Raw genomic sequence first — 23,889 nt, 5'->3', positions numbered from 1 at the left:
TGATCAAGATCAAGACTGCCCCAGGGGGCGCCGGGCTTAATGACGCCGTGGCGGCTGGGCAAGCAAACAGCACAGCAAGCCAGCGCCGTATCACACAGCCTTGGAGCGATGCATGAGTGCCAGTCGCGATGTCGCAAAACAGAGCAGTTCAGGTCCGGGTCGCGTCATCAGCGATTGGAGACCCGAAGATCCTGATTATTGGGAACACACCGGAAAGAAGGTTGCCACCCGCAACCTGGTGATCTCGATACCGTCGCTGCTGCTGGCGTTTTCGGTATGGGTGCTGTTCTCATCGGTGACCATCAGCCTGCCCAAGATCGGCTTTGCCTTCAGCACCGATCAGCTGTTCTGGCTGGTGGCACTGCCCAGCCTGTCCGGCGCGACCCTGCGCATCTTCTACTCGTTCGTCATCCCGATCTTCGGCGGCCGCCGCTGGACGGCGTTGTCGACCGCGTCCTTGTTGATTCCCACCCTGTGGCTGGGCTTCGCGGTGCAGAACCCGGCCACGCCGTACTGGGTGTTCGTGCTGATCGCCATCCTCTGCGGCTTCGGCGGTGCCAACTTCTCCTCGTCAATGTCCAACATCTCCTTCTTCTATCCCAAGCAACGCCAGGGCATGGCGCTGGGCTTGAACGCGGGGCTGGGCAATGTCGGCGTATCGGTGTCGCAGGCGGTAGTGCCGCTGGTGATCACGGTGGGCGTGTTTGGCGCGCTGGGCGGTGCACCGCAAGCGGTGGTCGATGGCGGCGCGCCATTGTTCGTGCAGAACGCCGGCTTCATCTGGGTGCCCTTCATCGCCTTGTTCGCGATTGCGGCCTGGTTCGGCATGAACGACCTGACCAGCGCCCGCTCTTCGTTCTCCGAGCAGGCGGTGATCTTCCGCCGCAAGCACAATTGGCTGATGTGCTGGTTGTACATCGGCACCTTTGGTTCCTACATCGGCTTTTCTGCCGGTTTCCCGATGCTGGTCAAGAGCCAGTTCCCGGATGTGAACCCGCTGGCCTATGCCTTCATCGGTCCGCTGCTGGGCGCGTTGATGCGCTCGGTGGGCGGCAGCCTGGCCGACCGCTGGGGCGGTGCGCGGCTGACGTTCTGGGTGTTCGCACTGATGATCGCGGCGGTGTTCGGCGTGCTGCACTTCCTGCCAAGCAATGGCCAGGGCGGCAACTTCTACGGTTTCCTGCTCTCGTTCATGGCCTTGTTCGTGCTCAGCGGCATCGGCAACGGCACCACGTTCCGGATGATCCCGGTGATCTTCCGCACCCTGCATGAGCGCCTGTCGGCCAATGAAGGCGCCGAAGGCAAGAAGGCCGCTGCACACCAGGCCAGCATTGAATCGGCCGCCGTGGTCGGCTTCTCCGGCGCCATTGGTGCCTACGGCGGCTTTTTCATTCCCAAGAGCTACGGCTCATCGATCACCTTGACCGGCAGCCCGGATATGGCGCTGTACGGCTTCATTGCGTTCTACATCACCTGCCTGGTCGTCACCTGGTGGTGGTACTACCGGCGCGGGGCCGAAACCCCCTGCTGAGAAAGCAATGCACCGCAGCCAGATGACACACACAGCCACGATGCAGCAGTTTGCGAACGGAGATTCACCATGAGCTATTTCCTTGATCGCTTGCAGTTCTTCAAGCGTGATCCACAACCCTTCGCCGACGGCCATGGGTTCAGCAAGAGCGAAGGGCGGGACTGGGAAAACAGTTATCGCGCCCGTTGGCAGTACGACAAGATCGTGCGCTCCACCCACGGCGTGAACTGCACCGGCTCGTGCAGCTGGAAGATCTACGTCAAGAATGGCCTGGTCACCTGGGAAACCCAGCAGACCGACTACCCGCGCACCCGCCCGGACCTGCCCAATCACGAACCGCGCGGCTGCCCGCGTGGTGCCAGCTATTCCTGGTACCTGTACAGCGCCAACCGGCTGAAATATCCGCTGATCCGCGGCACCTTGCTGCGCATGTGGCGGCAGGCACGCAAGACCATGTCACCGGTCGAGGCCTGGGGCAGCATCGTGCAGGACCCGGCCAAGTCGCGCGAGTACAAACGTCGTCGCGGCATGGGCGGATTCGTTCGATTGAACTGGGACGAGGCCAACGAGATCATCGCAGCCTCCAACCTTTACACCACCAAGGAGTTCGGCCCGGACCGCATCGTCGGTTTCTCGCCGATTCCGGCGATGTCGATGGTGTCCTACGCGGCCGGTGCGCGCTACCTGTCGCTGCTCGGTGGTGCCTGTCTTTCCTTCTACGATTGGTACTGCGATCTGCCGCCGGCCTCGCCGCAGGTGTGGGGCGAGCAGACCGACGTGCCCGAATCGGCTGATTGGTACAACAGCCGCTACATCATCGCCTGGGGCTCGAATGTGCCGCAGACGCGCACGCCCGACGCGCACTTCTTCACCGAGGCGCGCTACAACGGCACCAAGACGGTGTCGATCTGCCCCGACTATTCCGAGCTGGCCAAGCTCACCGACCATTGGCTGCACCCCAAGCAGGGCACTGACGCCGCGCTGGCGTTCGCCTTCGGCCACGTGATCCTGCGCGAGTTCCACGTCGATACGCCCTCGCAGTACTTCCAGGACTACTGCCGCAAGTACTCGGACATGCCGATGCTGGTGCGCGTGGAGCGACGCGCCGACGGCCGCCTGGTGCCGGGCCACTTCCTGCGCGCAAGTGAGTTGGGCGGGCTGGGCGAGAGCAACAACCCCGAATGGAAGACGCTGGCATTCGACGAGAACAGCGGCGACATCACCGTGCCGAACGGCTCGGTCGGCTTCCGCTGGGGCGAGAAGGGCAAGTGGAACATCGAGGAGAAGGCCAGTGATGGCCATGAAACCCGCCTGCGGCTGAGCCTTGCCGATATCCACGACGGTATCGAAGCAGTGAGCTTCCCGTACTTCGGTGGCATTGAGAGCGACGGCTGGACCGCTGCGCCGGCCGAAGAAGTGCTTGAGCGCAACATCCCGCTGCGCCGCCTGCCGCTGGCCGATGGTGGCGAAGCACTGGTGGCGACGGTGTATGACTTGTTGCTGGCGCAGTACGGCGTTGATCGCGGCTTCGGCGGCGTCAACGTCGCCAAGAGCTTCGACGAAAATGTGCCGGGTACGCCGGCCTGGCAGGAGCGCATCACCGGCGTGTCACGCGCCGAGGTGATCGAGATCGCCCGCGAGTTCGCCCGCACTGCCGACAAAACCCATGGTCGCAGCATGATCATCGTCGGCGCCGGCATGAACCACTGGTTCCACAACGACATGAACTACCGTGGCCTGATCAACATGCTGGTCATGTGCGGCTGCGTGGGCCAGACCGGCGGTGGCTGGGCGCATTACGTGGGGCAGGAAAAACTGCGTCCGCAGACCGGCTGGCAGCCGCTGGCGTTTGGCCTGGATTGGAGCCGTCCGCCGCGCCAGATGAACGGCACCTCGTTCTTCTACTTCAACACCGGGCAGTGGCGTTACGAAAAGCTGCAGGTGGACGAACTGTTGTCACCGCTGGCGGATGCATCCAAGTACAGCGGCAGCCTGGCCGACCTCAACCTGCGCGCGGTGCGCATGGGCTGGTTGCCGAGTGCACCGCAGCTGGACCGCAACCCGCTGCAGCTGGTGCGCGAGGCCGAACAGGCCGGCATCGCTCCGGCCGATTACGCGCTGTCCAAGTTCAAGGACGGCTCGCTGGACTTTGCCTTCGCCGATCCTGATGCCGCGCAGAACCACCCGCGCATGATGTTCATCTGGCGCTCCAACCTGCTTGGTTCCTCCGGCAAGGGCCATGAGTACATGCTGCGGCATCTGCTCGGCACCCGTCACGGCCTGCAGGGCAAGGACCTGGGCGAGATGGGCGCGGTCAAGCCCGAGGACGTGAAGTGGCATGACGAGGCGCCGGAAGGCAAGCTCGACCTGCTGGTCACGTTGGATTTCCGCATGTGCACCACTGCGCTGTATTCGGACATCGTGCTGCCGACCGCCACCTGGTACGAGAAGGACGACCTCAACACCTCCGACATGCATCCCTTCATCCATCCGCTGTCCAAGGCAGTGGATCCGGCCTGGGAATCACGCAGCGACTGGGACATCTTCAAGGGCGTTGCACGCACGCTGAGCGACATGGCACCGGGCGTGCTCGGTGTTGAAAAGGACTTGGTGCTGGTGCCGACCCTGCACGACACGCCCAACGAGCTGGGCATGCCGTTCGGTGTGGCCGACTGGAAGAAGGGCGAGTGCGAGGCCATCCCCGGCAAGACCATGCCGAGCATGACCGTGGTCGAGCGCGACTACCCGAATCTCTACCGCAAGTTCACCTCGCTCGGTCCATTGCTCGACAAGCTCGGTAATGGCGGCAAGGGCATGAGCTGGGATACCAAGCACGAGGTTGAATTCCTCGGCAAGCTCAACCACACCGTGCTGGAGGAAGGCATCAGCAAGGGCCGACCATCCATCGACACAGCGATTGATGCCTGCGAAGTGGTGCTGCATCTGGCCCCGGAAACCAACGGCCATGTCGCGGTCAAGGCCTGGGAATCGCTGAGCACCTTCACCGGCCGCGAGCACGCGCATCTGGCGCTGGGCAAGGAACATGAGGCAATCCGCTTCCGTGACATCCAGGCACAGCCGCGCAAGATCATTTCCTCGCCCATCTGGTCCGGGCTGGAAGACGACAACGTCAGCTACAACGCCGGCTACACCAATGTGCACGAGCTGATTCCGTGGCGCACGATCACCGGCCGCCAGCAGTTCTACCAGGACCACGAGTGGATGATCGACTTCGGTGAGGCCTTCATGAGCTACCGGCCGCCGGTCAACACCCGCACGGTGGAGCCGCTGCTCAACAAGCGCTCCAACGGCAACAAGGAGATAGTGCTGAACTGGATCACCCCACACCAGAAGTGGGGCATCCACAGCACCTATAGCGACAACCTGATCATGCAGACACTGTCGCGTGGTGGACCGATCGTGTGGCTGAGCGAGGACGACGCGCGCAGTGCCGGCATCGAGGACAACGACTGGATCGAGCTGTTCAACGTCAACGGTGCGATTGCCGCGCGTGCGGTGGTCAGTCAACGGGTGATGTCGGGCATGGCGATGATGTACCACGCCCAGGAACGCATCATCAACGTGCCGGGGTCGGAGATTTCCGGCACCCGTGGCGGCATCCACAACTCGGTGACCCGCATCGTGCTCAAGCCCACCCACATGATCGGCGGCTACGCGCAGCTGGCATGGGGCTTCAACTACTACGGTACCTGCGGTACCAACCGCGATGAGTTCGTGATCGTGCGCAAGATGGACAAGATCGATTGGCTGGATGACGAGCAATCCAACTCGAATGCCTCGGGCGCAGCACGGGAGGTGGTGTGATGAAAGTACGTGCCCAGATTGCGATGGTATTGAACCTGGACAAGTGCATCGGCTGCCACACCTGCTCGATCACCTGCAAGAACGTGTGGACCTCGCGCGAAGGCGTGGAATACGCCTGGTTCAACAACGTTGAAACCAAGCCCGGTATCGGCTACCCCAAGGAATGGGAGAACCAGGACAAGTGGAACGGCGGCTGGGTGCGCACCAGCGCCGGCAAGCTGGTGCCGCGTGCCGGTGGCCGCTGGCGCATGCTTGCCAAGATCTTCTCCAACCCCGACCTGCCGCAGATCGACGACTACTACGAGCCGTTCGATTTCGACTACCAGCACCTGCACGACGCGCCCGAGCTGAAGCATCAGCCGACCGCACGGCCGCGCTCGCTGCTGACCGGGCAGCGCATGGAAAAGATCGAGTGGGGCCCGAACTGGGAGGAAATCCTCGGTACCGAGTTCTCCAAGCGCTCGCGTGACTACAACTTCGACAAGGTGCAGAAGGAAATCTACGGCGCCTTCGAGAAGACCTTCATGATGTACCTGCCGCGCCTGTGCGAGCACTGCCTCAATCCGGCCTGCGTGTCAGCCTGCCCATCCGGTGCGATCTACAAGCGCGAGGAAGACGGCATCGTGCTGATCGACCAGGACAAGTGCCGTGGCTGGCGCATGTGCGTGTCGGCCTGCCCATACAAGAAAATCTATTACAACTGGAAAAGCGGCAAATCCGAGAAGTGCATCTTCTGCTACCCGCGCATCGAGATGGGCGAGCCCACCGTGTGTTCGGAAACCTGCGTGGGCCGCATCCGCTACCTCGGGGTGATGCTGTACGACGCCGACCGCATTGCCGAGGCCGCATCGGTGGCGGCGGAGAAGGACCTGTACCAGGCCCACCTGGACATCTTCCTGGATCCGTTCGACCCGGCGGTGATCGAAGCCGCGCGTGCCGAAGGCATCCCCGACAGCTGGCTGGAATCGGCCAAGCAGTCGCCGGTCTACAAGATGGCCATCGACTGGAAGCTGGCACTGCCGTTGCACCCGGAATACCGCACCTTGCCGATGGTCTGGTACGTACCGCCGTTGTCGCCGATCCAGTCGGCGGCCGAGCGTGGCCACGTCGGCATGAGCGGCGAGCTGCCGGATATCGCTTCGCTGCGTATTCCGGTGCGTTACCTGGCCAACCTGTTGACGGCGGGTGACGAAGCGCCGGTGGTGCGGGCGCTGGAACGCTTGATGGCAATGCGTGCCTGGCGGCGCGGCAAGAACGTCGATGGCGTGGAAGACATGCGCGTGCTTGAGCAGGTTGGTTTGACCCCGGCGCAGGTCGAAGAGATGTACCGCTACCTGGCCATCGCCAACTACGAGGACCGCTTCGTGATACCCAGCGCGCACCGCGAGTACGCCAACGACGCCTTCGGCGAACGTGGCGGTTGCGGCTTCACCTTCGGCAATGGCTGCAACGGTGACAGCCCGGCCGACCTGTTCAGCCAGCGCAAGAACACCACCTTTGCGGTGCATCCAAATCGCCAGCACCGGCACGAGGTGACGAAATGAGTGTGCTCAAGCTGATTGGTGTATTGCTGGATTACCCGCGTGACGAGCTTTGGCAGCATGGCGAGGAGCTGCTTGAGGCCTGCGACGATCCGGCGCTGTCGCCGGCCCGTCGCGGGCAGTTGCAGGCCTTCGTACGCGAGCTGCTGGCCAGTGATCCGCTGGATGCGCAGGACCGCTGGTTATCCACCTTCGACCGTGGCCGCTCGATGAGCCTGCTGGTGTTCGAACACATCCATGGCGAGTCGCGCGACCGTGGTCAGGCCATGGTCGACCTGATCGACGCCTATCGCAAGAACGGTTTCGAGCTGGATGCGCGCGAACTGCCGGACTATCTGCCGCTGTTGCTGGAATACCTCTCGCACCGGCCGCAGGCCGAGGCCAAGGACTGGCTGCACCACATCGGCCACATCGCCGGCATGCTCGCCGCGCGTGCGGCAGAGCGGCAGCTGCCGCATGCGGTGTTGCTGGAAATCCTGGTCGAGGCCGGCGAAGGCAAGGTCAACCTGGCGGTGCTGCGGCAACGGGCAAGCGAGGAAGTGCGCGATGACACCGTCGAAGCCATGGACAGCCTGTGGGAGGAAGAGGCGGTGCGCTTCGGCACCGATGCGCCTTCGCAGGATTGCGATCCACCCCATCGTTCACCGGCACGCGCGCAGCCGCGGGAGATCCAGCCATGAATTACCTCAATCAGTTCGCCTTCCAGTTCTATCCCTACATCGCGGTGGCGGTGCTATTGATCGGCAGCTGGGCGCGTTATGACAAGGCCATGTACAGCTGGCGTACCGGCTCCACCCAGTTGCTGTCGGATCGCGGCATGCGCATTGGCAGCAATTGCTTCCACATCGGCATCATCGCCATCCTCGGTGGCCATTTTGTCGGCCTGCTGACCCCGCATGCGTTGTATGAGCCCTTCATCACCTCCTCGCAGAAGCAGTTGCTGGCGATGGTGGTCGGTGGCTTCTTCGGCGCGCTGTGCTTCGTCGGCATCACCATTTTGCTGGTGCGGCGGCTGACCAATGCACGGGTCCGCGCCATCGGCAGCTTTGGCGACACGCTGGTGCTGGTGCTGCTGTTCGCCCAGCTCTGTCTTGGCCTGTACAGCATCAAGGTCTCGGCCGGCCATCTGGACGGCGGGGTGATGGTGATGTTGGCCGAGTGGGCGCAGCACATCGTCACCTTCCGTGCCGGCGCGGCCGACTATGTCGAAGGCGTGCATTGGGTCTACAAAGCGCACATCTTCCTCGGCCTGACGCTGGTGCTGATCGCACCGTTCACCCGTCTGGTGCATGTGTGGAGCGTGCCGCTCAGTTACCTGTGGCGGCCGTACCAGGTGGTGCGTCGTCGTCAGGCCACGCTGCGCTACGGTCCGCGGGAGTAAGCCATGGGCAGCCTGCCACGCATACTTCCGATCACGGTGATCGACTCGGACAAGTCGGTGCCGTCCGAAGCCGGCCACCATCACGAACAGGATGCGGGAACCCGTGGCCTCGGCCAGCCGGCGCCATGCAGCCTGTACGTGCAGGACACGGCAATCAATGAAGCCGATATCGCCCGCGAGATGCAATTCCATCGGGCGATGCGCCCCGAGCAGTCACGTGCCGATGCGGCACGTGCACTGGTGGTGCGCGAGCTGCTGCGGCTGGAGGCCGAGCGGCTCGGCCTGGCCGATGTACCCGGCGCCGGCCAGGAGACCAGCGAGGAAGCGCGCATCCAGCAGTTGATCGAGCAGACGCTGGAGGACCGCGTTCCCAGCGAGGACGACTGCCAACGCTACTTCGCGCAGAACCCGGAAAAGTTCCGTGCACCCGACCGCATCCGCGTACGCCACATTCTGCTGGCGGCGCCGGCCGATGATATCGCCGGCCGGTTGAAGGCGCGCACCCAGGCCGAGAAGCTGATTGCCGAGCTGCTTGAACAGCCGCATGTGTTTGCCGACCTGGCCGCGCGTCACTCGCAATGCCCATCCAGCAGCAAAGGCGGCGAGCTGGGCTGGTTGCAACGCGGCCAGACCACGCCGGAGTTCGACCGCCAGGTGTTCCGCCTGCGCCAAGGGCTGGCGGGCTTCCCGGTGGAATCGCGCTGGGGCTACCACGTAGTGGACGTGGTGGCGGCCGAAACCGGCGAAGCGCTCGGCTTCGAGCAGGTGCGGGCGCAGATCAGTGACTACCTGGAACTACAGGTGCGCCAACGCGACCTGCAGCAGTTCCTGCTTGAGCTGCGCGAGCGCTACCCGGTGCGCGGGCTTGAAGACATCGAAGCACAGGCCGAGTAAGACGTAACCCCCCAGGAGTGGCAATGAGCCAGAATCTACAGAACATCAGCAGCGGCGAACAACAACGTGCGTTGTGGTTGAGCACGTTCGCCTTCACCGTGTGCTTCGCGGTGTGGATGATCTTCGCCATCATCGGCATCCAGATCAGCGAGCAGCTGGGTTTGAACGACACCCAGTTCGGCCTGCTGATCGCCACCCCGGTGCTGACCGGCTCGGTGATCCGCGTCTTCCTCGGCATCTGGTCCGACCAGTTTGGCGGCCGCAAGGTGATGACCTTGGTGATGCTGTGCGGCGCGGTGGCGACCTGGCTGCTGACCTATGCACAGACCTACCCGCAATTCCTGCTGGCCGCGTTGTTCGTCGGCATTGCCGGCGGCAATTTCTCGGTCGGCGTCACCTATGTGTCCAAGTGGTTCCCGGCGGAGAAGCAGGGCACCGCACTGGGCATCTTCGGTGCCGGCAATATCGGGTCGGCAGTGACCAAACTGCTGGCCCCGCTGGTGATGGTGGCGTCCGGCTGGATGATGGTGGCCAAGTTGTGGGCGGTGGGATTGGCGGTGACCGCCGTGCTGTTCTATCTGTTCAGCAAGGAAGATCCGTCGCTGGAAGAACGCCGCCGCAGCGGCGTCAAACCGATGTCCTTCGCCCAGCAGATGGCGCCGTTGAAGAACCTGCAGGTGTGGCGCTTCTCGCTGTACTACTTCTTCGTGTTCGGCGGCTTCGTCGCGCTGGCACTGTGGCTGCCGCACTATCTGGTTGGCGCCTACGGCATGGACGTAGCCACGGCGGGCATGTTGGCGGCGTGCTATTCGATCCCGGCCAGCCTGTTCCGGGTGGTGGGCGGCTGGCTGTCCGACCGCATCGGCGCACGCCGGGTGATGTACTGGACGCTGGGTGTGTCGTGCATCTGTACTTTCATCCTGGCCTATCCGGATACCCGCTACATCGTGCAGGGCATCCATGGCGAAATCAGCTTCCATCTGGCGATCAGCGTGACCCTGTTCACCGTGCTGGTGTTCGTGCTCGGCTTCTTCATGTCGCTGGGCAAGGCCGCGGTATACAAGCACATCCCGGTCTATTACCCGCAGCATGTGGGCTCGGTCGGCGGTGTTGTCGGCATGATCGGTGGCCTCGGCGGTTTCATCCTGCCCATCGTGTTCGGCGCGCTGAACGATGCGCTTGGCATCTGGAGCAGCTGCTTCATGCTGCTGTTCGTGCTGGTCAGCATTTCCCTGGCGTGGATGCACTTCGCCATCCGCCGCATGGAGCGTCGCAACTTCCCGCAGCTGGACCGTGAGACCGACCTGCCCGAAGCCATCGATGCCGGTGTGGCGGAGAAACAGCGCCGCGCTTGATCCAGATCAGTGAAACCCGGCGGTCCGTGCGCGAGGATGCAGGCATGTCAGTAGAGACCGCCGGGATGGATGACGCCACATTGCATGTCGCATTGCTGCAGCAGCCGGCGCACGTACTTTTCCCGGCGCCGGCGGAGCTGAGCCCCGGCTTCGCCGAAGCCGGCTGGCGCGCCGCGCTGCAGGCCAGCAACGAACATCTCATTCCGCGTGCGTTGACGCTGGGCTTCTGCGCCCCGCCACATGACATGGAGCGCGCGGAGAACATTCTGGATGCCCTGCTGGTGTGCCTTGGCCTGCACGCCAACATGCTGGCCAGCGACCGCGAAGTGGCCGCCATGGTGCTGCAGCCGGGCATTGTCGAACACCTTCCGCCGGCATTGCTGGGACGCCTGCTGGATGCCGTGCCGAACCAGCTGTGCACCATCGCCAGGCCGCAGGTCGAGGTGCGCCTGGATGCGGCCAGTGAGGTCCAGCCTGCGGCATTGCGTGAGGTCGGTTGCACGCGGATGACGGTGATCGATCATGCCGGCGTCGATGGCCCGGCGATGCTGGCGCAAGCCCAGCAGGTCGGGTTCACCGCCTGCTATTACCAGCTGCGGGTTCCGTGCTACGCCGATGAGTCGTTCCTGCAGCGCTTGCAGCGGGTGCTGGAGCTGGCGCCGGAGCGTATCGTGCTGCCGTCACCGGCGCTGCTGCCCGGGTACCCGTTGCCGGCGAATTGGCTGCAGGCCTGGAGGCTGCTGCGTGCGGCCGGCTACCAGGCGCTCGGTGGCGACCACTATCAGCGGCCCGGGCTGGCACTGCCGGTGCGCAACGGCGACGGCCAGCGGCATTGCGATCTGCTCGGCGTGCCCCGGCGCGAGCGGCATGACCTGCTCGGTATCGGTGTCGGCGCCTGCAGCCAGATCGGCGATGTCATCTGCCGGATCGCGCCCGAGCCAAGCCACTGGCGTGCCTGCCTCGTCGCCGGGCAGCCGGGGGTATCGTCCGGGCTCATTCTTTCCGAGCATGAGCGTATGACCGATGAAGTGGTCCAAAGCCTGGCCTGCGACCACGCCTTGGACATGGGTGCGTTTGAGTGGCGTAACGCCCAGCCTTTCGACACCTGCTTCGCGCATGCCTGGGAACGTGTGGCCATGTTCATCGAGCGTGGCTGGCTGCGGCGTGAGGGCGACATGCTGTTGATTGAAAATGAAGGACAGCTGCTGTGGCGTATGATCGCAGCAAGCTTTCGACCCTTGGCCGTAGTTGCTTGAAACCGGAATGACGCCATCAGCCCCCCCACCGCGTGGCCCGCAGGGCTCTGCAACACCCAATCCGGCCGCTGCCAGCGACGGTGACGCGCTGCATTTCTGCACCACCTGCGCGTTTTCCGATGCCTGCAGTTCGCAGGGTTATGACAAGACTGCGCTGAACGAGCTGCACGTGATGGTCGATCACGTTGGCCCCTACCATGCGGGCGACTACATCTTCCGCGCCGGTGAGCCGTTCGACTCGATCGCCGCTGTGCGTGCCGGCATGGTCAAGACGTTCGTCGACGACAGCCTCGGCAACGAGCAGGTGCTGGGTTTCGCCCTGCCCGGCGAGGTCATCGGTTTGAACGCCATCCACGGCTCGCGCTATCCCTGCAATGCAGTGGCGCTGGATACCGTGCATCTATGCCGCATTTCGTTTCCGCGCATCAGCCTGCTGGCCAGCCGCATGCCGGGGCTGCAGGCCAAGTTGTTCAGCCTGCTCAGCGCCGAGATCGGCAAGGCGGCGCTGCTGGCGGCCAACTACCGTACCGAGGAGCGCATGGCGGCGTTCCTGTTGGATATCTCCAACCGCTATGCGCGACGCGGCTTCTCGGCCAATCGCTTCAACCTGACCATGACCCGCACCGAGATTGCCAACTACCTGCGCATGGCACCGGAAACCGCCAGCCGGGTGTTGCGCCGGCTGAGCGATGAGGAAGTCATCGCAGTGAAGCAGCGCGAGATCATCCTGCTGCAACCTGAGCGCTTGGCGCTGATGGCGGCCACCGATGACACAAGCGAATGATGCCCAACCGAGGATGCATGCATGAACAAGCTGTGGGCGTTGTTGTTGCTGGCCGCCGCACTACCGGCCAGCGCGGCTGAGCTGACGGTCTCGGCCGCCTCCAGCCTGACCGAGAGCTTTCGTGAAATTTCCGCTGCGTATGAGAAGGCCAACCCGGGCACGAAGGTTGATTTGAACTTCGCCGCCTCCGGTACCTTGCTGCAGCAGATCGCCCGTGGCGCGCCCGTCGATGTGCTGGCCTCCGCCGACCAGGCGACGATGACGCAGGCGCAGACCGGGGGACTTATCGATCCTTCCACCCAGCATGTGTTCGCACAGAACAGCCTGTGGGTAGTGGTGCCGCCGAACGCAGCACGCAAGCCGGCCAACTTGGCAGCGTTGGCGGCTGCGGACGTGAAGCGTGTCGCCATCGGCAACCCGGACAGCGTGCCGGTAGGCCGCTATGCACGCGGCGTGCTGCAGCAGGCTGGTCTGTGGCCGGCGCTGCAGGCCAAGCTGATCAGCACCCAGAACGTGCGCCAGTCGCTGGACTACGTGGCACGTGGCGAAGTGGACGCTGGTTTCGTCTATGCCACCGATGTGCAGGCAATGAGTGATCGCGTGCAGCGCGCCTTCCAGGTGCCGGTTGCCGGCGGTATCAGTTATCCGCTGGCGATGGTGAAGACCAGCCGCAATGCCGCTGAGGCCAAGCGCTTCATCGCCTTCGTGCGCTCGGCGCCGGGCCAGGCCATTCTGCACAGGCACGGTTTCGGCAGCCCCTGATGGTGGATCTGGACTGGAGCGCGTTGTGGTTGTCGCTGAAGGTGGCCGGCTGGGCGACCGCGATCAACCTCGTGCTCGGCGTTGGCCTGGGTGCCTTGCTGGCGCGCCGACGCTTTCCCGGCCGTGAACTGCTGGACACAGTGTTCACCCTGCCGATGGTGTTGCCGCCCACCGTGCTCGGCTATTACCTGCTGGTGTTGATCGGCAGCAATGGCCCGCTCGGGCGCTGGTTGGAGAGCAGCTTCGGCATCAACCTGGTGTTTACCTGGCAGGCGGCGGTGATTGCGGCGGCGGTGGCCTCGTTCCCCTTGGTGTTCAAGCCGGCGCGGGCCGCGTTCGAGGATGTGGATGGGCAGCTGGAACAGGCGGCGCGCACCTTGGGGGTGTCCGAGTGGGCGCTGTTTTTCCGGGTGACCTTGCCGCTGGCATGGCGCGGCATTCTGGCCGGCCTGCTGTTGGCGTTCGCGCGTGCGATGGGTGAGTTCGGCGCCACCATCATGGTCGCCGGCAGCATTCCCGGGCGCACCCAGACCTTGTCCATCGCCATCTACGAAGCGGTGCAGGCCGGCAACGATGGCCGCGCCAATGCCCTGGTACTGCTGTCCTCGCTGGTCTGCATCAGCGTGCTGCTGCTCGCCGCGCGGTTGGTAGGGCGGCGACAGGAAGGGGCGCGGCATGTGGCTTGAGCTGGACATCCAACGCCAGTTGCAGGCGGCTGGCCAGCAGTTCCAGCTGCAGCCGGCACTGCGTTGCACGCAGCCGAACGTGGTGTTGTTCGGCCCGTCCGGCGCCGGCAAGAGTCTTACCCTCAAGGCGGTGGCCGGACTGCTGCGGCCGGATACCGGGGTGATCCGGATGCACGGCCAGCCCTTGTTTGACGCGGGCGCAGGCATCAACCTTTCGCCGCAGCGCCGTCGCATCGGTTATGTGTTCCAGGACTACGCCTTGTTCCCACACCTCACGGTGCGGCAGAACGTAGGCTTCGGCCTGCAGCGAGGTCTGTTGAATCCGCCACGCGGTCGCCGCATCGATGCGGTGGAACAATGGCTGCAGGCGTTCCGCATCGATCACATCGGTGATCTCCTGCCGGCGCAGATATCCGGCGGCCAGCGTCAGCGCACCGCCTTGGCGCGGGCATTGGTGACCCAACCGCAGGCCTTGCTGCTGGATGAGCCGTTCGCGGCGCTCGACCACGCGTTGCGCGCGCATCTGCGCCAGGAACTGGAAACCGTGTTGGACCAGACCGGCATCCCGCTGCTGCTGATCAGTCATGACCCGGAAGACGTGGACATGTTCGGCCAGCAGGTGGTGCATCTGGCCGACGGCCGCGTGCAGGTCTGAGCAGCGCCGCGTCTTCTGCATCACGCAGCGCATGCGGTATGTGCTGACGGGCTTGCTCAGTCCGGCTTTCCATCCGCGCGCGGGCGGCAGTAGATCCACGCCAGCCGCAGCAGCCATGGCGCGAGCACCAGCAACCAACCGGCAGCTGCCACGGCGTGCCAGCGCCAGGGATCGTCCAGCAGCGGCGCGAGGATGCGCAGTACTGCTACCAGCTGCAGGCCGAGCAGGGCGATCCAGGCCACCAGCGGCATCACCAGCGCACGGCCCGAATGGCCTTGGGTGACGCGTGTGACCATCGCCACCAGCAGGCTCCCGAACAGACCAATCGCCAAGGCGTGCAGCGGTGCGCGTTCCAGCCAGCCAGGCTGCCCGGCAAGCGCGGCGATGTCCTGCAGCAGGTACAGCAGCATCGCCAGCGGCCACCACGCCAGCCCGTAGAACAGCACCGCCAGCAAGGCCGGCTTGGGGCCACGCGGCCACCAGCGCCACAGCGTGTACAGTGACAGCAGCAGCAAACCGGTATCGGCCAGCAGCGTTGCCAGGGGCTGCTGCAGGTTTTCACCGGCCAGATGCAGCAGGCACAGCCCCCACAGGATCGCCAGCCATTGCGGTGGCCGCCACGCCTGATAGCCCGGCACCACGTTGCCAGCGAAGAAGGGGAACATGCGGTGGGCAACGCTGGCGTAGACCGGCAGCAGCAAGCCAAAGCTGCCGATCGAAACGCTGAGGGCGTGCCAGCGGATATCGCCACCAACAGCAGCGGCGGCAAAAGCCAGCAGGCCAAGCCAACCCACCAGCAAGCCAGACCAGCACGACAGGGCGTGCCAGGTGCGCCCGCGCTCCTGCAGCAGCAAGCGGCCCAGAACCCACACACCGAAGCCCCAGCCAAGGATGGCCAGCAACAGCCCAAGCCGCAGCCCAGCTGACCAACCGACGCTGGCTGCCAGCAGCGCTAGCTGCGCCCCGAACAGTCCGCCACCAACACCGGCGTACTGCCAGCGCGGCAGCGCCGGCAATCCCATCCAGCGTGGGAAAACAGTCAACAGGAAACCGAAAATGAAACTCGGCAGCACCAGGTACTGCATCCATAACCCGTGCAGCCAGGCCGCCGGCAAGGCGGGCGCGGGCAGGGGTTTGCCCAGTTGCAACCCACCCAGCCACAGCGCCCACCAGCCCATCGCCAGCCCGAGATTGGCCACGCCGATGAAGAACAGCAGCCGGTGCGGCGCGTTGAGGATGGGCAGGCGTGTGGGAGTGGTGTTCACGGCGAGAGTATCCGCCCACTGGAAGCCGGCTGTGCTGATCAATGTCAACGTCGGTGACAGGGCGCGGAACCTTGGGCGGCGATTGCCGGAAAAATAAAATGCGGTGTTGCAGCGCAACGCCGTCGTTCTGGCCATCCTCGTCCACCGTGCTCTGTAGACGGGCCTGGCTGCTGCGTGCATCCAGTGTTTTATCCGTGTAACGCGGGCTTATCCCAATTCAGCGTCATGTGCAGGATCTGCCATGTGGAATCCTTACGTCGTAGTGCACTTGACAGTGTTTTTTTTCCGGTTATATCTTTGCCGAACCAGGCACAACTGCATCAACGTCGATGCGGATGTGCCAACCAGATCGAGTAACAAGAGCAAATGGGCTCTCCCGGAATTCTCCGGGAGGGCCTTTTTTTGTCCAAAAAAAATCTATCGGGAGAGGCAAATCATGCGTCATGGTGATATTTCCAGCAGTGATGACACAGTTGGCGTGGCGGTAGTCAACTACAAGATGCCGCGGCTGCACACGCGTGCAGAAGTGTTGGCCAATGCCCAGAAGATTGCCGACATCGTTGTTGGCATGAAACAGGGCCTGCCTGGCATGGACCTGGTGATCTTTCCGGAATACAGCCTGCAGGGAATCATGTACGACCCTGCGGAAATGATGGAAACCGCGGTGTCCGCACCGGGAGTGGAGACAGAGCTGCTTGCCAGCGCCTGTCGCAAGGCCAACACCTGGGGCGTGTTCTCGCTTACCGGTGAGCGTCATGAGGAGCACCCGAACAAGGCGCCGTACAACACCCTTGTGCTGATCAACAACAAGGGCGAGATCGTGCAGAAATACCGCAAGATCATCCCGTGGTGCCCGATCGAAGGCTGGTATCCGGGCGGCCAGACGTATGTCAGTGACGGCCCGAAGGGCATGAAGATCAGCATGATCATCTGCGACGACGGCAACTACCCCGAGATCTGGCGTGATTGTGCGATGAAGGGTGCCGAGCTGATCGTGCGCTGCCAGGGCTATATGTATCCAGCAAAAGAGCAGCAGGTGCTGATGGCCAAGGCCATGGCCTGGGCGAACAACAGCTACGTTGCCGTGGCCAACGCGGCAGGTTTCGACGGGGTGTATTCCTACTTCGGGCACTCCGCGATCATCGGCTTCGATGGCCGTACGCTGGGCGAGTGCGGTGAGGAGGAAATGGGCATCCAGTACGCGCAGTTGTCGGTATCGCAGATCCGCGATGCGCGTGCCAATGACCAATCCCAGAACCATCTGTTCAAGCTGCTGCACCGTGGTTACACCGGGTTGCGGAATTCCGGTGAGGGCGACAAGGGCTTGGCCGAGTGCCCGTTCGAGTTCTACAAGACCTGGGTCAACGATGCGGAGCAAGCCAGGGAGAACGTCGAGAAGATGACCCGGTCCACGGTGGGCGTGGCGCAATGCCCGGTTGGGCGCTTGCCGTACGAAGCCAAGGAAAAAGAGGCCTGAAGCCAGCGAGAACACGCGTGATGCGCTGTTGCGGGATGGCGACCGACAACAGCGCAGTTGTGCTTCGTCCTGCAATCGCACAAGGAGTGACCGCAATGCCGTTTCTAACCGACATGCTGGAGCAGACACAGCGCAAACGCGCGCTGGACGGGGTGCTTTCCGTTGAGAACAGGGCGCCGGACGGACTTGTCCAAGCGCATCTGTGCGTAAACAGTTCGCTGGAGAGCCGGTATCGCTTCGATATCGGCGTCATCATGGCCAGCCTGCGCAGCGAGATATTGGGCCAGGACGCAGCACTGCAGTCGGTCGAGGACATGCTCAAAGTGGTGCGTGCGGATATCACCGATCCACGCCGCCCCCTGTTCACTGCGTTGTTTCTGGGGCCAACCGGTGTGGGCAAGACCGAAATCGTGCGGGCGCTGGCACGTGCATTGCACGGCGATGCCGATGCGTTCTGCAGGGTAGATATGAATACCTTGTCGCAGGAGCATTACGCCGCCGCGCTGACAGGTGCGCCTCCTGGCTACGTCGGCGCCAAGGAAGGCACCACACTGCTGGACCAGGAAAAGCTGGAGGGCAGCGTTGGTCGCCCCGGAATCATGCTGTTCGACGAACTGGAAAAGGCCAGCCCGCAGGTAGTGCAGACGCTGCTGAACGTGCTCGACAACGGGATGTTGACGGTGGCGTCCGGCGAGCGTACCTACAGTTTCCGCAACACCTTGATCTTCATGACCAGCAATCTTGCCGCGCACGAAATCCAGCGCTACGACCAACGCCGCACAGGTTGGCGGGGTCTCATCCGCGGAGCGACGGCGGCATCGCGTCAACGCGCCGTGGACGGTCTGGTGCGCGCCCGGTTGCTTAAGGCATTCGCACCTGAGTTCATCAACCGGATCGACAAGGTCATCACCTTCAATTGGATAGAGCAGGGTGTTGCCGAGCAGCTGGCTGCGCTTGAAGTCAAACGGCTCAATCGACGTCTGCAGAAGCATGGCTGCACGTTGGAAGTGACGCCGCCGGTGCTGGCCAGGGTCATCGCCAATGGCTTCGACAGGCAGTTCGGCGCGCGTGCGCTTCGGCGCAGCATGCGCCAGCATCTGGAGGTGCCGCTGGCCGGTTATCTTATTGATCACCATGCCGGGGCAGCGGCAACTGCGAACATCGTCTACCTCGCCGTGCTCGAGCACGGCGAGGTCCACTTTCTGCGCCGCTGAGCGACGCCAAACCGGGAGCAGGGCAGCATGGCAACAAACCGCGACCAGCCAAGCTTGGGGCTTCTGTTCTCCGAGACCGGCGTGACGGCCGATATCGAGCGCTCCCAACGGCATGGCGCGCTGCTGGCGGTCGATCAGCTCAATCGCGAAGGCGGCGTCGAAGGGCGTGCCATCCAGGTGCTTTCGCGTGATCCGGGCGGAGATCCAGACCGCTACCGGCTATATGCCGAGGACCTCATCCGCAACCACGGGCTGCAGATGTTGGTGGGCTGCTACATGTCGCATACGCGCAAAGCGGTGATGCCGGTGGTGGAGCGCATGGACGCGCTGCTGTGCTTTCCAACGCCGTACGAAGGTTTTGAGTACTCGCCAAACATCATCTACGGCGGCCCGGCGCCCAACCAGAACAGCGCGCCGTTGGCGGCGTACCTGATCCGCCATTACGGCGAGCGGGTGGTGTTCATAGGCTCGGACTACATCTATCCGCGCGAAAGCAATCATGTCATGCGCCATCTCTATCGGCAGCATGGTGGCAAGGTGCTGGAGGAGATCTACATTCCCCTGTATCCCTCCGACGAGGACCTTGCCCATGCAGTTGAGCGCATTGCCAGGGCCAGGGCCGACGTCGTTTTCTCGACGGTCGTTGGTATCGGCACCGCGGCACTGTACCGGGCCATGGCGCGACGCTACGGGGATGCACCCCGGCCACCCATCGCCAGCCTGACCACCAGCGAGGCCGAAGTGGCCAGAATGGGTGCGGAAGTGGCTGAAGGGCACGTGGTGGTAGCGCCCTATTTCTCCAGCATCGATACGGCGGAGAACCGAAAGTTCGTGAGCGCTTGCCAGGCATCGTTTCCGCCGGGTGTAAGTATTACCGCATGGGCCGAGGCGGCCTACACCCAGACGTTGATGCTTGGCCGTGCCATGCAGAAAGCGCGCAGCTGGCGTGTGGAAGACGTACAGCCGCAGCTGTATGGGTTGCGGATTTCGGCGCCCCAGGGCGAGGTATGGGTGGAGCCGCAGAACAATCACAGTCACCTTGCCGCGCGCATTGCCGAGATAGACAGCAGCGGCATCTTCCAGGTCAAGTGGCAATCGCCGGAGCCGATCCGCCCGGACCCCTATGTTGTGGTTCACAACCTGGACGACTGGTCGACCAGCATGGGTGGGAGTGTGCCGGCATGAGTGCCTCCACCATCCTGGCGAGCTTGCGCGAGCTGCAGGTGATGGTGCTCATTCCGCCGTCTGAAGTGAGCGACACGCTGGTGTTGCAGCTGATCCGCATCGGCTGCTCGGTGCGTAACTGTTGGCCACCGCCCAAGCGCTTCGATGTGGCTGTGGATGTCATCTTCACCGGCATCTTCCAGAACAGGCACCATGAAGACATCAGTGCGCTGATTGCCAGCGGTCAACCTAGTACCACGGTATTGGCCCTGGTTGAGTACGAGAGCCCGGCGGTGCTCTCGCAGATCATCGAACTGGAGTGCCACGGCGTGATCATCCTGCCATTGGATGCGCATCGCGTGCTGCCATCGCTGGTTTCCGCACGCCGAGTCAGTGGCGAACTGCTGAAGCTGAAACAGAAGAATACCCAGCTGCAGGAAAAACTCGCCGGCCAAGCGGATATCAACCGCGCCAAGGTGATGCTGATGAGCCGCCATGGCTGGGAGGAAAGTCAGGCCCACGCATGGTTGTCGCAGGAAGCAATGAAGCAGCGTGAGTCGATCCAGAAGATTGCGCAAGACGTGGTGAAAGCAAAAAGACCGGCGGAGAACCGTCCTGAAGGCAGCGGGAGTTGATCATGATGCTTGGGCTGATATTGCTCTACGTGGGTGCGGTTCTGTTTGTAAACGGCGTGTGGCTGATGGACCGTATCAGTGGCAAGGAGGTGGCGGTCATCAATAGCCTGGTAGGTGGCCTGAGCTTGCTGGTGGCCTTGTATACGATCTTCGTCCTCGCCGATGTAAAAAGCGGCGCCTTCACCTTGCTGTTCGCCTTTACCTATCTGTGGGTGGCGGCCAACCAGTTGATGGGCAACGACGGCAGGGGGCTGGGCTGGTTCTGTCTGTTCGTCAGCATTACTGCCGCTACCGAAGCGGTGCGAGCGTTTACTGCGCTGGATGGCGCGTTCGGGCTATGGAATGCGCTCAACTGGAGCGCATGGACGGCTCTATGGTTCAGCTATTTTCTGCTGCTGGGCTTGGCTCGGAACATCCAGAAGCCAGTGGCCGGGTTCACCGTGTTGTGCGGGGTATTTACTGGCTGGTTGCCGGGTTTGTTGATACTGGGCCAGGTGATCAAGCTCTGAGGATGGGCCGCTGACGGCGGTGGGCCCATTCGCGGGCTTCCATTCGCCATGCCTTTGCGGCAACACTGCACCGGGCAGTCACCTGCGGGGAAGCGCAATGATGTTCCGAAGCCGCGTCGAAGTCTGGTCGGTGGGACGCCGGTTCGCCTTGCTAGCGCTGGTAGTCACGCTTGCGGCGCTGGCCGGGCTGGCCTTTCCCACCACGGCGGTAGCCGCGAATGAAGCGGCCCAGGTTGAAGGGCCGGTCCCGGCCATGGTGCGCTATTACAACCGCGACATCCTCAGCTTCCGCGCTGCTTTCATGGGCCGCTCGCCGTTGCAACGGGCCGAGGTTGCCGAGTTCAACATCAAGCGGATTGTCGATGAGCCCGGCCTGCCTGGGATCAGTTTCAAGGACACGCTCGACGGCACCATCCTGCTGCTGGGCGGTGAAGTGGTCACCATGATCACCCCGCAGGACGTGGACAGCGCGCATGGCCAGAGCATGGCGCAGGTGCGCGATGAGGTGCAGCGCCAGCTCGGTGACGCGGTGGCAGCGGCCGAGCGTGAGCGCGCACCGGGACGGGTATTGCGTGGGGTGATGCACAGCCTGGCCGCAACCCTGCTGGCGGTGGCGCTGATCTGGTTGATTGCATGGGGCGCGCGCAGGCTGCGCGCGGCGATGCTGGCCTGGGTGGGCGAAAAGGCCGGCACATTGCGCAGCGCTCCGCTGCGGCAGATGCTCACCGGCGCCAATGCGGTGGCTGATTGGCTGTCGCGGGCGGTGCTGCTGGTTGCGGTGTTGGTGCTGGCCGAAGAGTGGCTGCGCTACATCTTCCGTCAGTTCGATTACACCCAGCCCTGGGCCACGGCGATGACCTTGTGGCTCGCCGGCCAGGCCAAGCTGTGGCTGTTGGCGGCGGTGGCTGCAATTCCCGGGCTGGTCACGGCGGTGATCATTTTCCTGTTGGCGCGGCTGTGCAGCCAGATTGTCGGCATGCTGTTCCGTGGCGTGCAGAACGGCCGCTTCAAGCTGTTCGGCATTGACCGGCAGCTGGCCGAGCCGACCCGCAAGTTGACGGTTGGCGGCATCTGGCTGTTCGCGCTGGCGATGGCCTATCCGTATCTGCCGGGCTCCAGCAGTGATGCGTTCAAGGGCCTGAGCGTGCTGCTGGGGGTGATGATCTCGCTGGGCGGATCCAGCGTGGTCGGCCAGGCCGCAGCGGGCTTTACCTTGCTCTACGCGCGGACGATGTCGGTGGGCGATCTGGTCAACGTCGCCGATGTGGAAGGCCAGGTTGTCCACATCGGCTTGTTCACCACGCGTATCCGCACCATCACCGGAGTGGAAGCCAGCATCCCCAACATGCATGTGCTCAGCGGCAAGCTGCTGAACTACTCACGTGACCCACAAGCGGCAGGCATGTGGCTGGAGACCAGCGTCACCATCGGCTATGACACGCCGTGGCGGCAGGTGCATCGCCTGTTGCTGGATGCCGCCGGCAAGACCGCGCATGTGCAGAGCACGCCGGCCGCACATGTGTTGCAGACCGCGCTCAATGATTTCTATGTGGCCTATGTACTGCGCGTGCATATCGTGCAGTTGCCGCTGCGCGCGCAGATACGCAGTGAGCTGCATGCCAACATCCAGGACGCGTTCAACGCCGCCGGGGTGCAGATCATGTCGCCCAACTACATCGCCGACCCGGAGTTGCCGAAGATCGTGCCTCCCGCCGATTGGGACCCCAAAGGCCCCACGCCATGATCGCCGGGCTGGCGTTGCGCAGCTGAACAGGCTGGCGCAGATGACTGACATGTTCCGGGCGTAAGCTTGCCGTGACGCCCGCCGCGGGTGTCGCAACGCGGCGCCGGGGCGCTGGTTTGACGCGCTGCCGCAAGGCCTTTGTGCGGCAGATCGCTAAACTGCTTTCATTTGCAACGGAGGTGGTATGACTGGTTTTCGTCCGGTGTCGCTGATTGGCGTGCCCACTGATGTTGGTGCCGGTGCGCGCGGTGCACGGCTTGGCCCGGAGGCGCTGCGCATTGCAGGTCTGCCCGAAGCCTTGGCTGACCGCGGTGTGGACGTGCGCGATGTCGGCAACCTCGATGGCCCGCGCAATCCGTGGACCGGCCCGGTGCAGGGCTATCGTCATCTGGATGAAGTGGTGGCCTGGAACCACGCGCTGATGGAGGCAACTTACGCCGAGCTGAGCGAAGGACGCCTGCCGATCATGCTCGGTGGCGACCATTGCCTGGGCGTGGGCTCGATCACCGCCGTGGCGCGCTGGTGCCGCGAACAGGGCAAACAGTTACGGGTGCTGTGGCTGGACGCGCACTCCGATTTCAACACCTCCGATGTCACCCCGTCGGGCAATATCCACGGTATGCCGGTGGCCTGCCTGTGCGGGCTGGGCCCTGAAGGCCTGACCCACCTGGGTGGCAGCGCCCCGGCAATCGCGCCGTGGCAGGTCCACCAGATCGGCATCCGCTCGGTCGATCCGGAAGAGAAGCGGCTGATCAAGCAGCACCGGGTAGATGTGTACGACATGCGCCATATCGACGAAGCCGGCATGAAGCGCACGGTTGAAGCGGCGCTGCACGGAGTCGACGCCAACACCCACCTGCATGTCAGTTTCGACGTGGATTTCCTCGACCCCAGCATTGCACCGGGCGTCGGCACCACCGTGCCGGGTGGCGTCAATTACCGCGAAGCGCAGCTGGTGATGGAGATGATTGCCGACACCGGTTTGATGGGCTCGCTGGATATCGTCGAGCTGAATCCGCTACTGGATCATCAGAACCGCACCGCCGAGTTGGCCGTAGACCTGGTGGAGAGCCTGTTCGGCAAATCCACGCTGATGCGGGATTAACGTTCAACCGACATCACTGAACGAGTGCTGCGCGACTTCACGCGGAGCACACGGGCCAGCCGCCAGATTCGTCTTCACACGCGGAGTGTCTGCCGCCGGTCATCGG

20 protein-coding genes are annotated in these 23,889 nt (G+C 63.5%); 19 read left to right on the top strand and 1 reads right to left on the bottom strand.

Features of this window, described 5'->3' with window-relative positions:
- Positions 1-112: 112 nt before the first annotated feature.
- The 12 genes from ABE493_RS04240 to ABE493_RS04185 all read left to right on the top strand — a co-directional run bounded on the left by ABE493_RS04240 (position 113) and on the right by ABE493_RS04185 (position 14,670).
- Positions 113-1,531 carry a NarK family nitrate/nitrite MFS transporter gene (locus ABE493_RS04240; RefSeq protein WP_346497601.1) on the top strand — a complete coding sequence of 473 codons (1,419 nt, stop codon included), beginning with the start codon at positions 113-115 and terminating at the stop codon, positions 1,529-1,531.
- 69 nt (positions 1,532-1,600) lie between these two features.
- Complete coding sequence (locus ABE493_RS04235) at positions 1,601-5,356, top strand: nitrate reductase subunit alpha (RefSeq protein WP_346497599.1); 3,756 nt, start codon at positions 1,601-1,603, stop codon at positions 5,354-5,356.
- Positions 5,356-6,900: a nitrate reductase subunit beta gene (gene narH, locus ABE493_RS04230; protein ID WP_099589916.1), complete on the top strand. Its 1,545-nt coding sequence runs from the start codon at positions 5,356-5,358 to the stop codon at positions 6,898-6,900. Before ABE493_RS04235 ends, narH begins: the two co-directional genes overlap by 1 nt.
- Positions 6,897-7,577: a nitrate reductase molybdenum cofactor assembly chaperone gene (gene narJ, locus ABE493_RS04225; protein WP_057627037.1), complete on the top strand. Its 681-nt coding sequence runs from the start codon at positions 6,897-6,899 to the stop codon at positions 7,575-7,577. Before narH ends, narJ begins: the two co-directional genes overlap by 4 nt.
- Entirely contained in the window at positions 7,574-8,278 is a 705-nt protein-coding gene (gene narI / locus ABE493_RS04220; protein WP_346497596.1) for a respiratory nitrate reductase subunit gamma, read from the top strand. Before narJ ends, narI begins: the two co-directional genes overlap by 4 nt.
- Before the next feature lie 3 nt (positions 8,279-8,281).
- On the top strand, positions 8,282-9,172 hold the full coding sequence (locus ABE493_RS04215; protein ID WP_346497594.1) for a peptidylprolyl isomerase: 891 nt from the start codon (positions 8,282-8,284) through the stop codon (positions 9,170-9,172).
- Between the two features lie 23 nt (positions 9,173-9,195).
- On the top strand, positions 9,196-10,527 hold the full coding sequence (locus ABE493_RS04210; protein WP_346497592.1) for an MFS transporter: 1,332 nt from the start codon (positions 9,196-9,198) through the stop codon (positions 10,525-10,527).
- A gap of 44 nt (positions 10,528-10,571) precedes the next feature.
- On the top strand, positions 10,572-11,783 hold the full coding sequence (locus tag ABE493_RS04205; RefSeq protein WP_346497590.1) for a coproporphyrinogen III oxidase: 1,212 nt from the start codon (positions 10,572-10,574) through the stop codon (positions 11,781-11,783).
- A 7-nt stretch (positions 11,784-11,790) separates the two neighbouring features.
- Complete coding sequence (locus ABE493_RS04200) at positions 11,791-12,567, top strand: helix-turn-helix domain-containing protein (protein ID WP_346497588.1); 777 nt, start codon at positions 11,791-11,793, stop codon at positions 12,565-12,567.
- Positions 12,568-12,588: 21 nt separating this feature from the next.
- Positions 12,589-13,329 (top strand): molybdate ABC transporter substrate-binding protein, encoded by a 741-nt coding sequence (gene modA / locus ABE493_RS04195; RefSeq protein ID WP_346497586.1) that lies wholly within the window; start codon positions 12,589-12,591, stop codon positions 13,327-13,329.
- Positions 13,330-13,331: 2 nt separating this feature from the next.
- Positions 13,332-14,015, top strand: coding sequence for a molybdate ABC transporter permease subunit (gene modB / locus ABE493_RS04190; protein ID WP_346497733.1), 684 nt, complete (start codon positions 13,332-13,334; stop codon positions 14,013-14,015).
- Positions 14,005-14,670, top strand: coding sequence for a sulfate/molybdate ABC transporter ATP-binding protein (locus ABE493_RS04185; protein WP_346497584.1), 666 nt, complete (start codon positions 14,005-14,007; stop codon positions 14,668-14,670). Before modB ends, ABE493_RS04185 begins: the two co-directional genes overlap by 11 nt.
- Positions 14,671-14,726: 56 nt before the next feature.
- Here ABE493_RS04185 and ABE493_RS04180 read toward each other — a convergent pair whose 3' ends face one another.
- Positions 14,727-15,935, bottom strand: a complete 1,209-nt coding sequence (locus ABE493_RS04180; RefSeq protein WP_346497582.1) for an NnrS family protein — start codon at positions 15,933-15,935, stop codon at positions 14,727-14,729.
- Between the two features lie 436 nt (positions 15,936-16,371).
- Between ABE493_RS04180 and ABE493_RS04175 the strand changes: the two genes are divergently transcribed.
- The 7 genes from ABE493_RS04175 to rocF all read left to right on the top strand — a co-directional run bounded on the left by ABE493_RS04175 (position 16,372) and on the right by rocF (position 23,783).
- The gene (locus tag ABE493_RS04175) at positions 16,372-17,412 is read left to right on the top strand and encodes an aliphatic amidase (protein ID WP_346497580.1); all 1,041 of its coding nucleotides are present in this window, start codon (positions 16,372-16,374) and stop codon (positions 17,410-17,412) included.
- A 35-nt stretch (positions 17,413-17,447) separates the two neighbouring features.
- Entirely contained in the window at positions 17,448-18,626 is a 1,179-nt protein-coding gene (locus tag ABE493_RS04170; RefSeq protein WP_346497578.1) for an AAA family ATPase, read from the top strand.
- A 27-nt stretch (positions 18,627-18,653) separates the two neighbouring features.
- Positions 18,654-19,811 carry an aliphatic amidase expression-regulating protein AmiC gene (gene amiC / locus ABE493_RS04165; protein ID WP_346497576.1) on the top strand — a complete coding sequence of 386 codons (1,158 nt, stop codon included), beginning with the start codon at positions 18,654-18,656 and terminating at the stop codon, positions 19,809-19,811.
- Positions 19,808-20,425, top strand: a complete 618-nt coding sequence (locus ABE493_RS04160; RefSeq protein WP_346497574.1) for an ANTAR domain-containing response regulator — start codon at positions 19,808-19,810, stop codon at positions 20,423-20,425. Before amiC ends, ABE493_RS04160 begins: the two co-directional genes overlap by 4 nt.
- 2 nt (positions 20,426-20,427) lie before the next feature.
- Positions 20,428-20,934 (top strand): AmiS/UreI family transporter, encoded by a 507-nt coding sequence (locus ABE493_RS04155; protein WP_346497572.1) that lies wholly within the window; start codon positions 20,428-20,430, stop codon positions 20,932-20,934.
- 97 nt (positions 20,935-21,031) lie between these two features.
- Complete coding sequence (locus tag ABE493_RS04150) at positions 21,032-22,678, top strand: mechanosensitive ion channel family protein (protein WP_346497570.1); 1,647 nt, start codon at positions 21,032-21,034, stop codon at positions 22,676-22,678.
- A gap of 184 nt (positions 22,679-22,862) precedes the next feature.
- Positions 22,863-23,783, top strand: coding sequence for an arginase (gene rocF / locus ABE493_RS04145; protein ID WP_346497568.1), 921 nt, complete (start codon positions 22,863-22,865; stop codon positions 23,781-23,783).
- Positions 23,784-23,889: the final 106 nt, after the last annotated feature.

The organism is Stenotrophomonas terrae (genome assembly GCF_039674165.1).
In the GTDB taxonomy this organism is placed as follows: domain Bacteria; phylum Pseudomonadota; class Gammaproteobacteria; order Xanthomonadales; family Xanthomonadaceae; genus Stenotrophomonas; species Stenotrophomonas terrae_A.
Note: the sequence above shows the minus strand (reverse complement) of the source record. Positions and strands in the feature narration are given on the sequence as shown.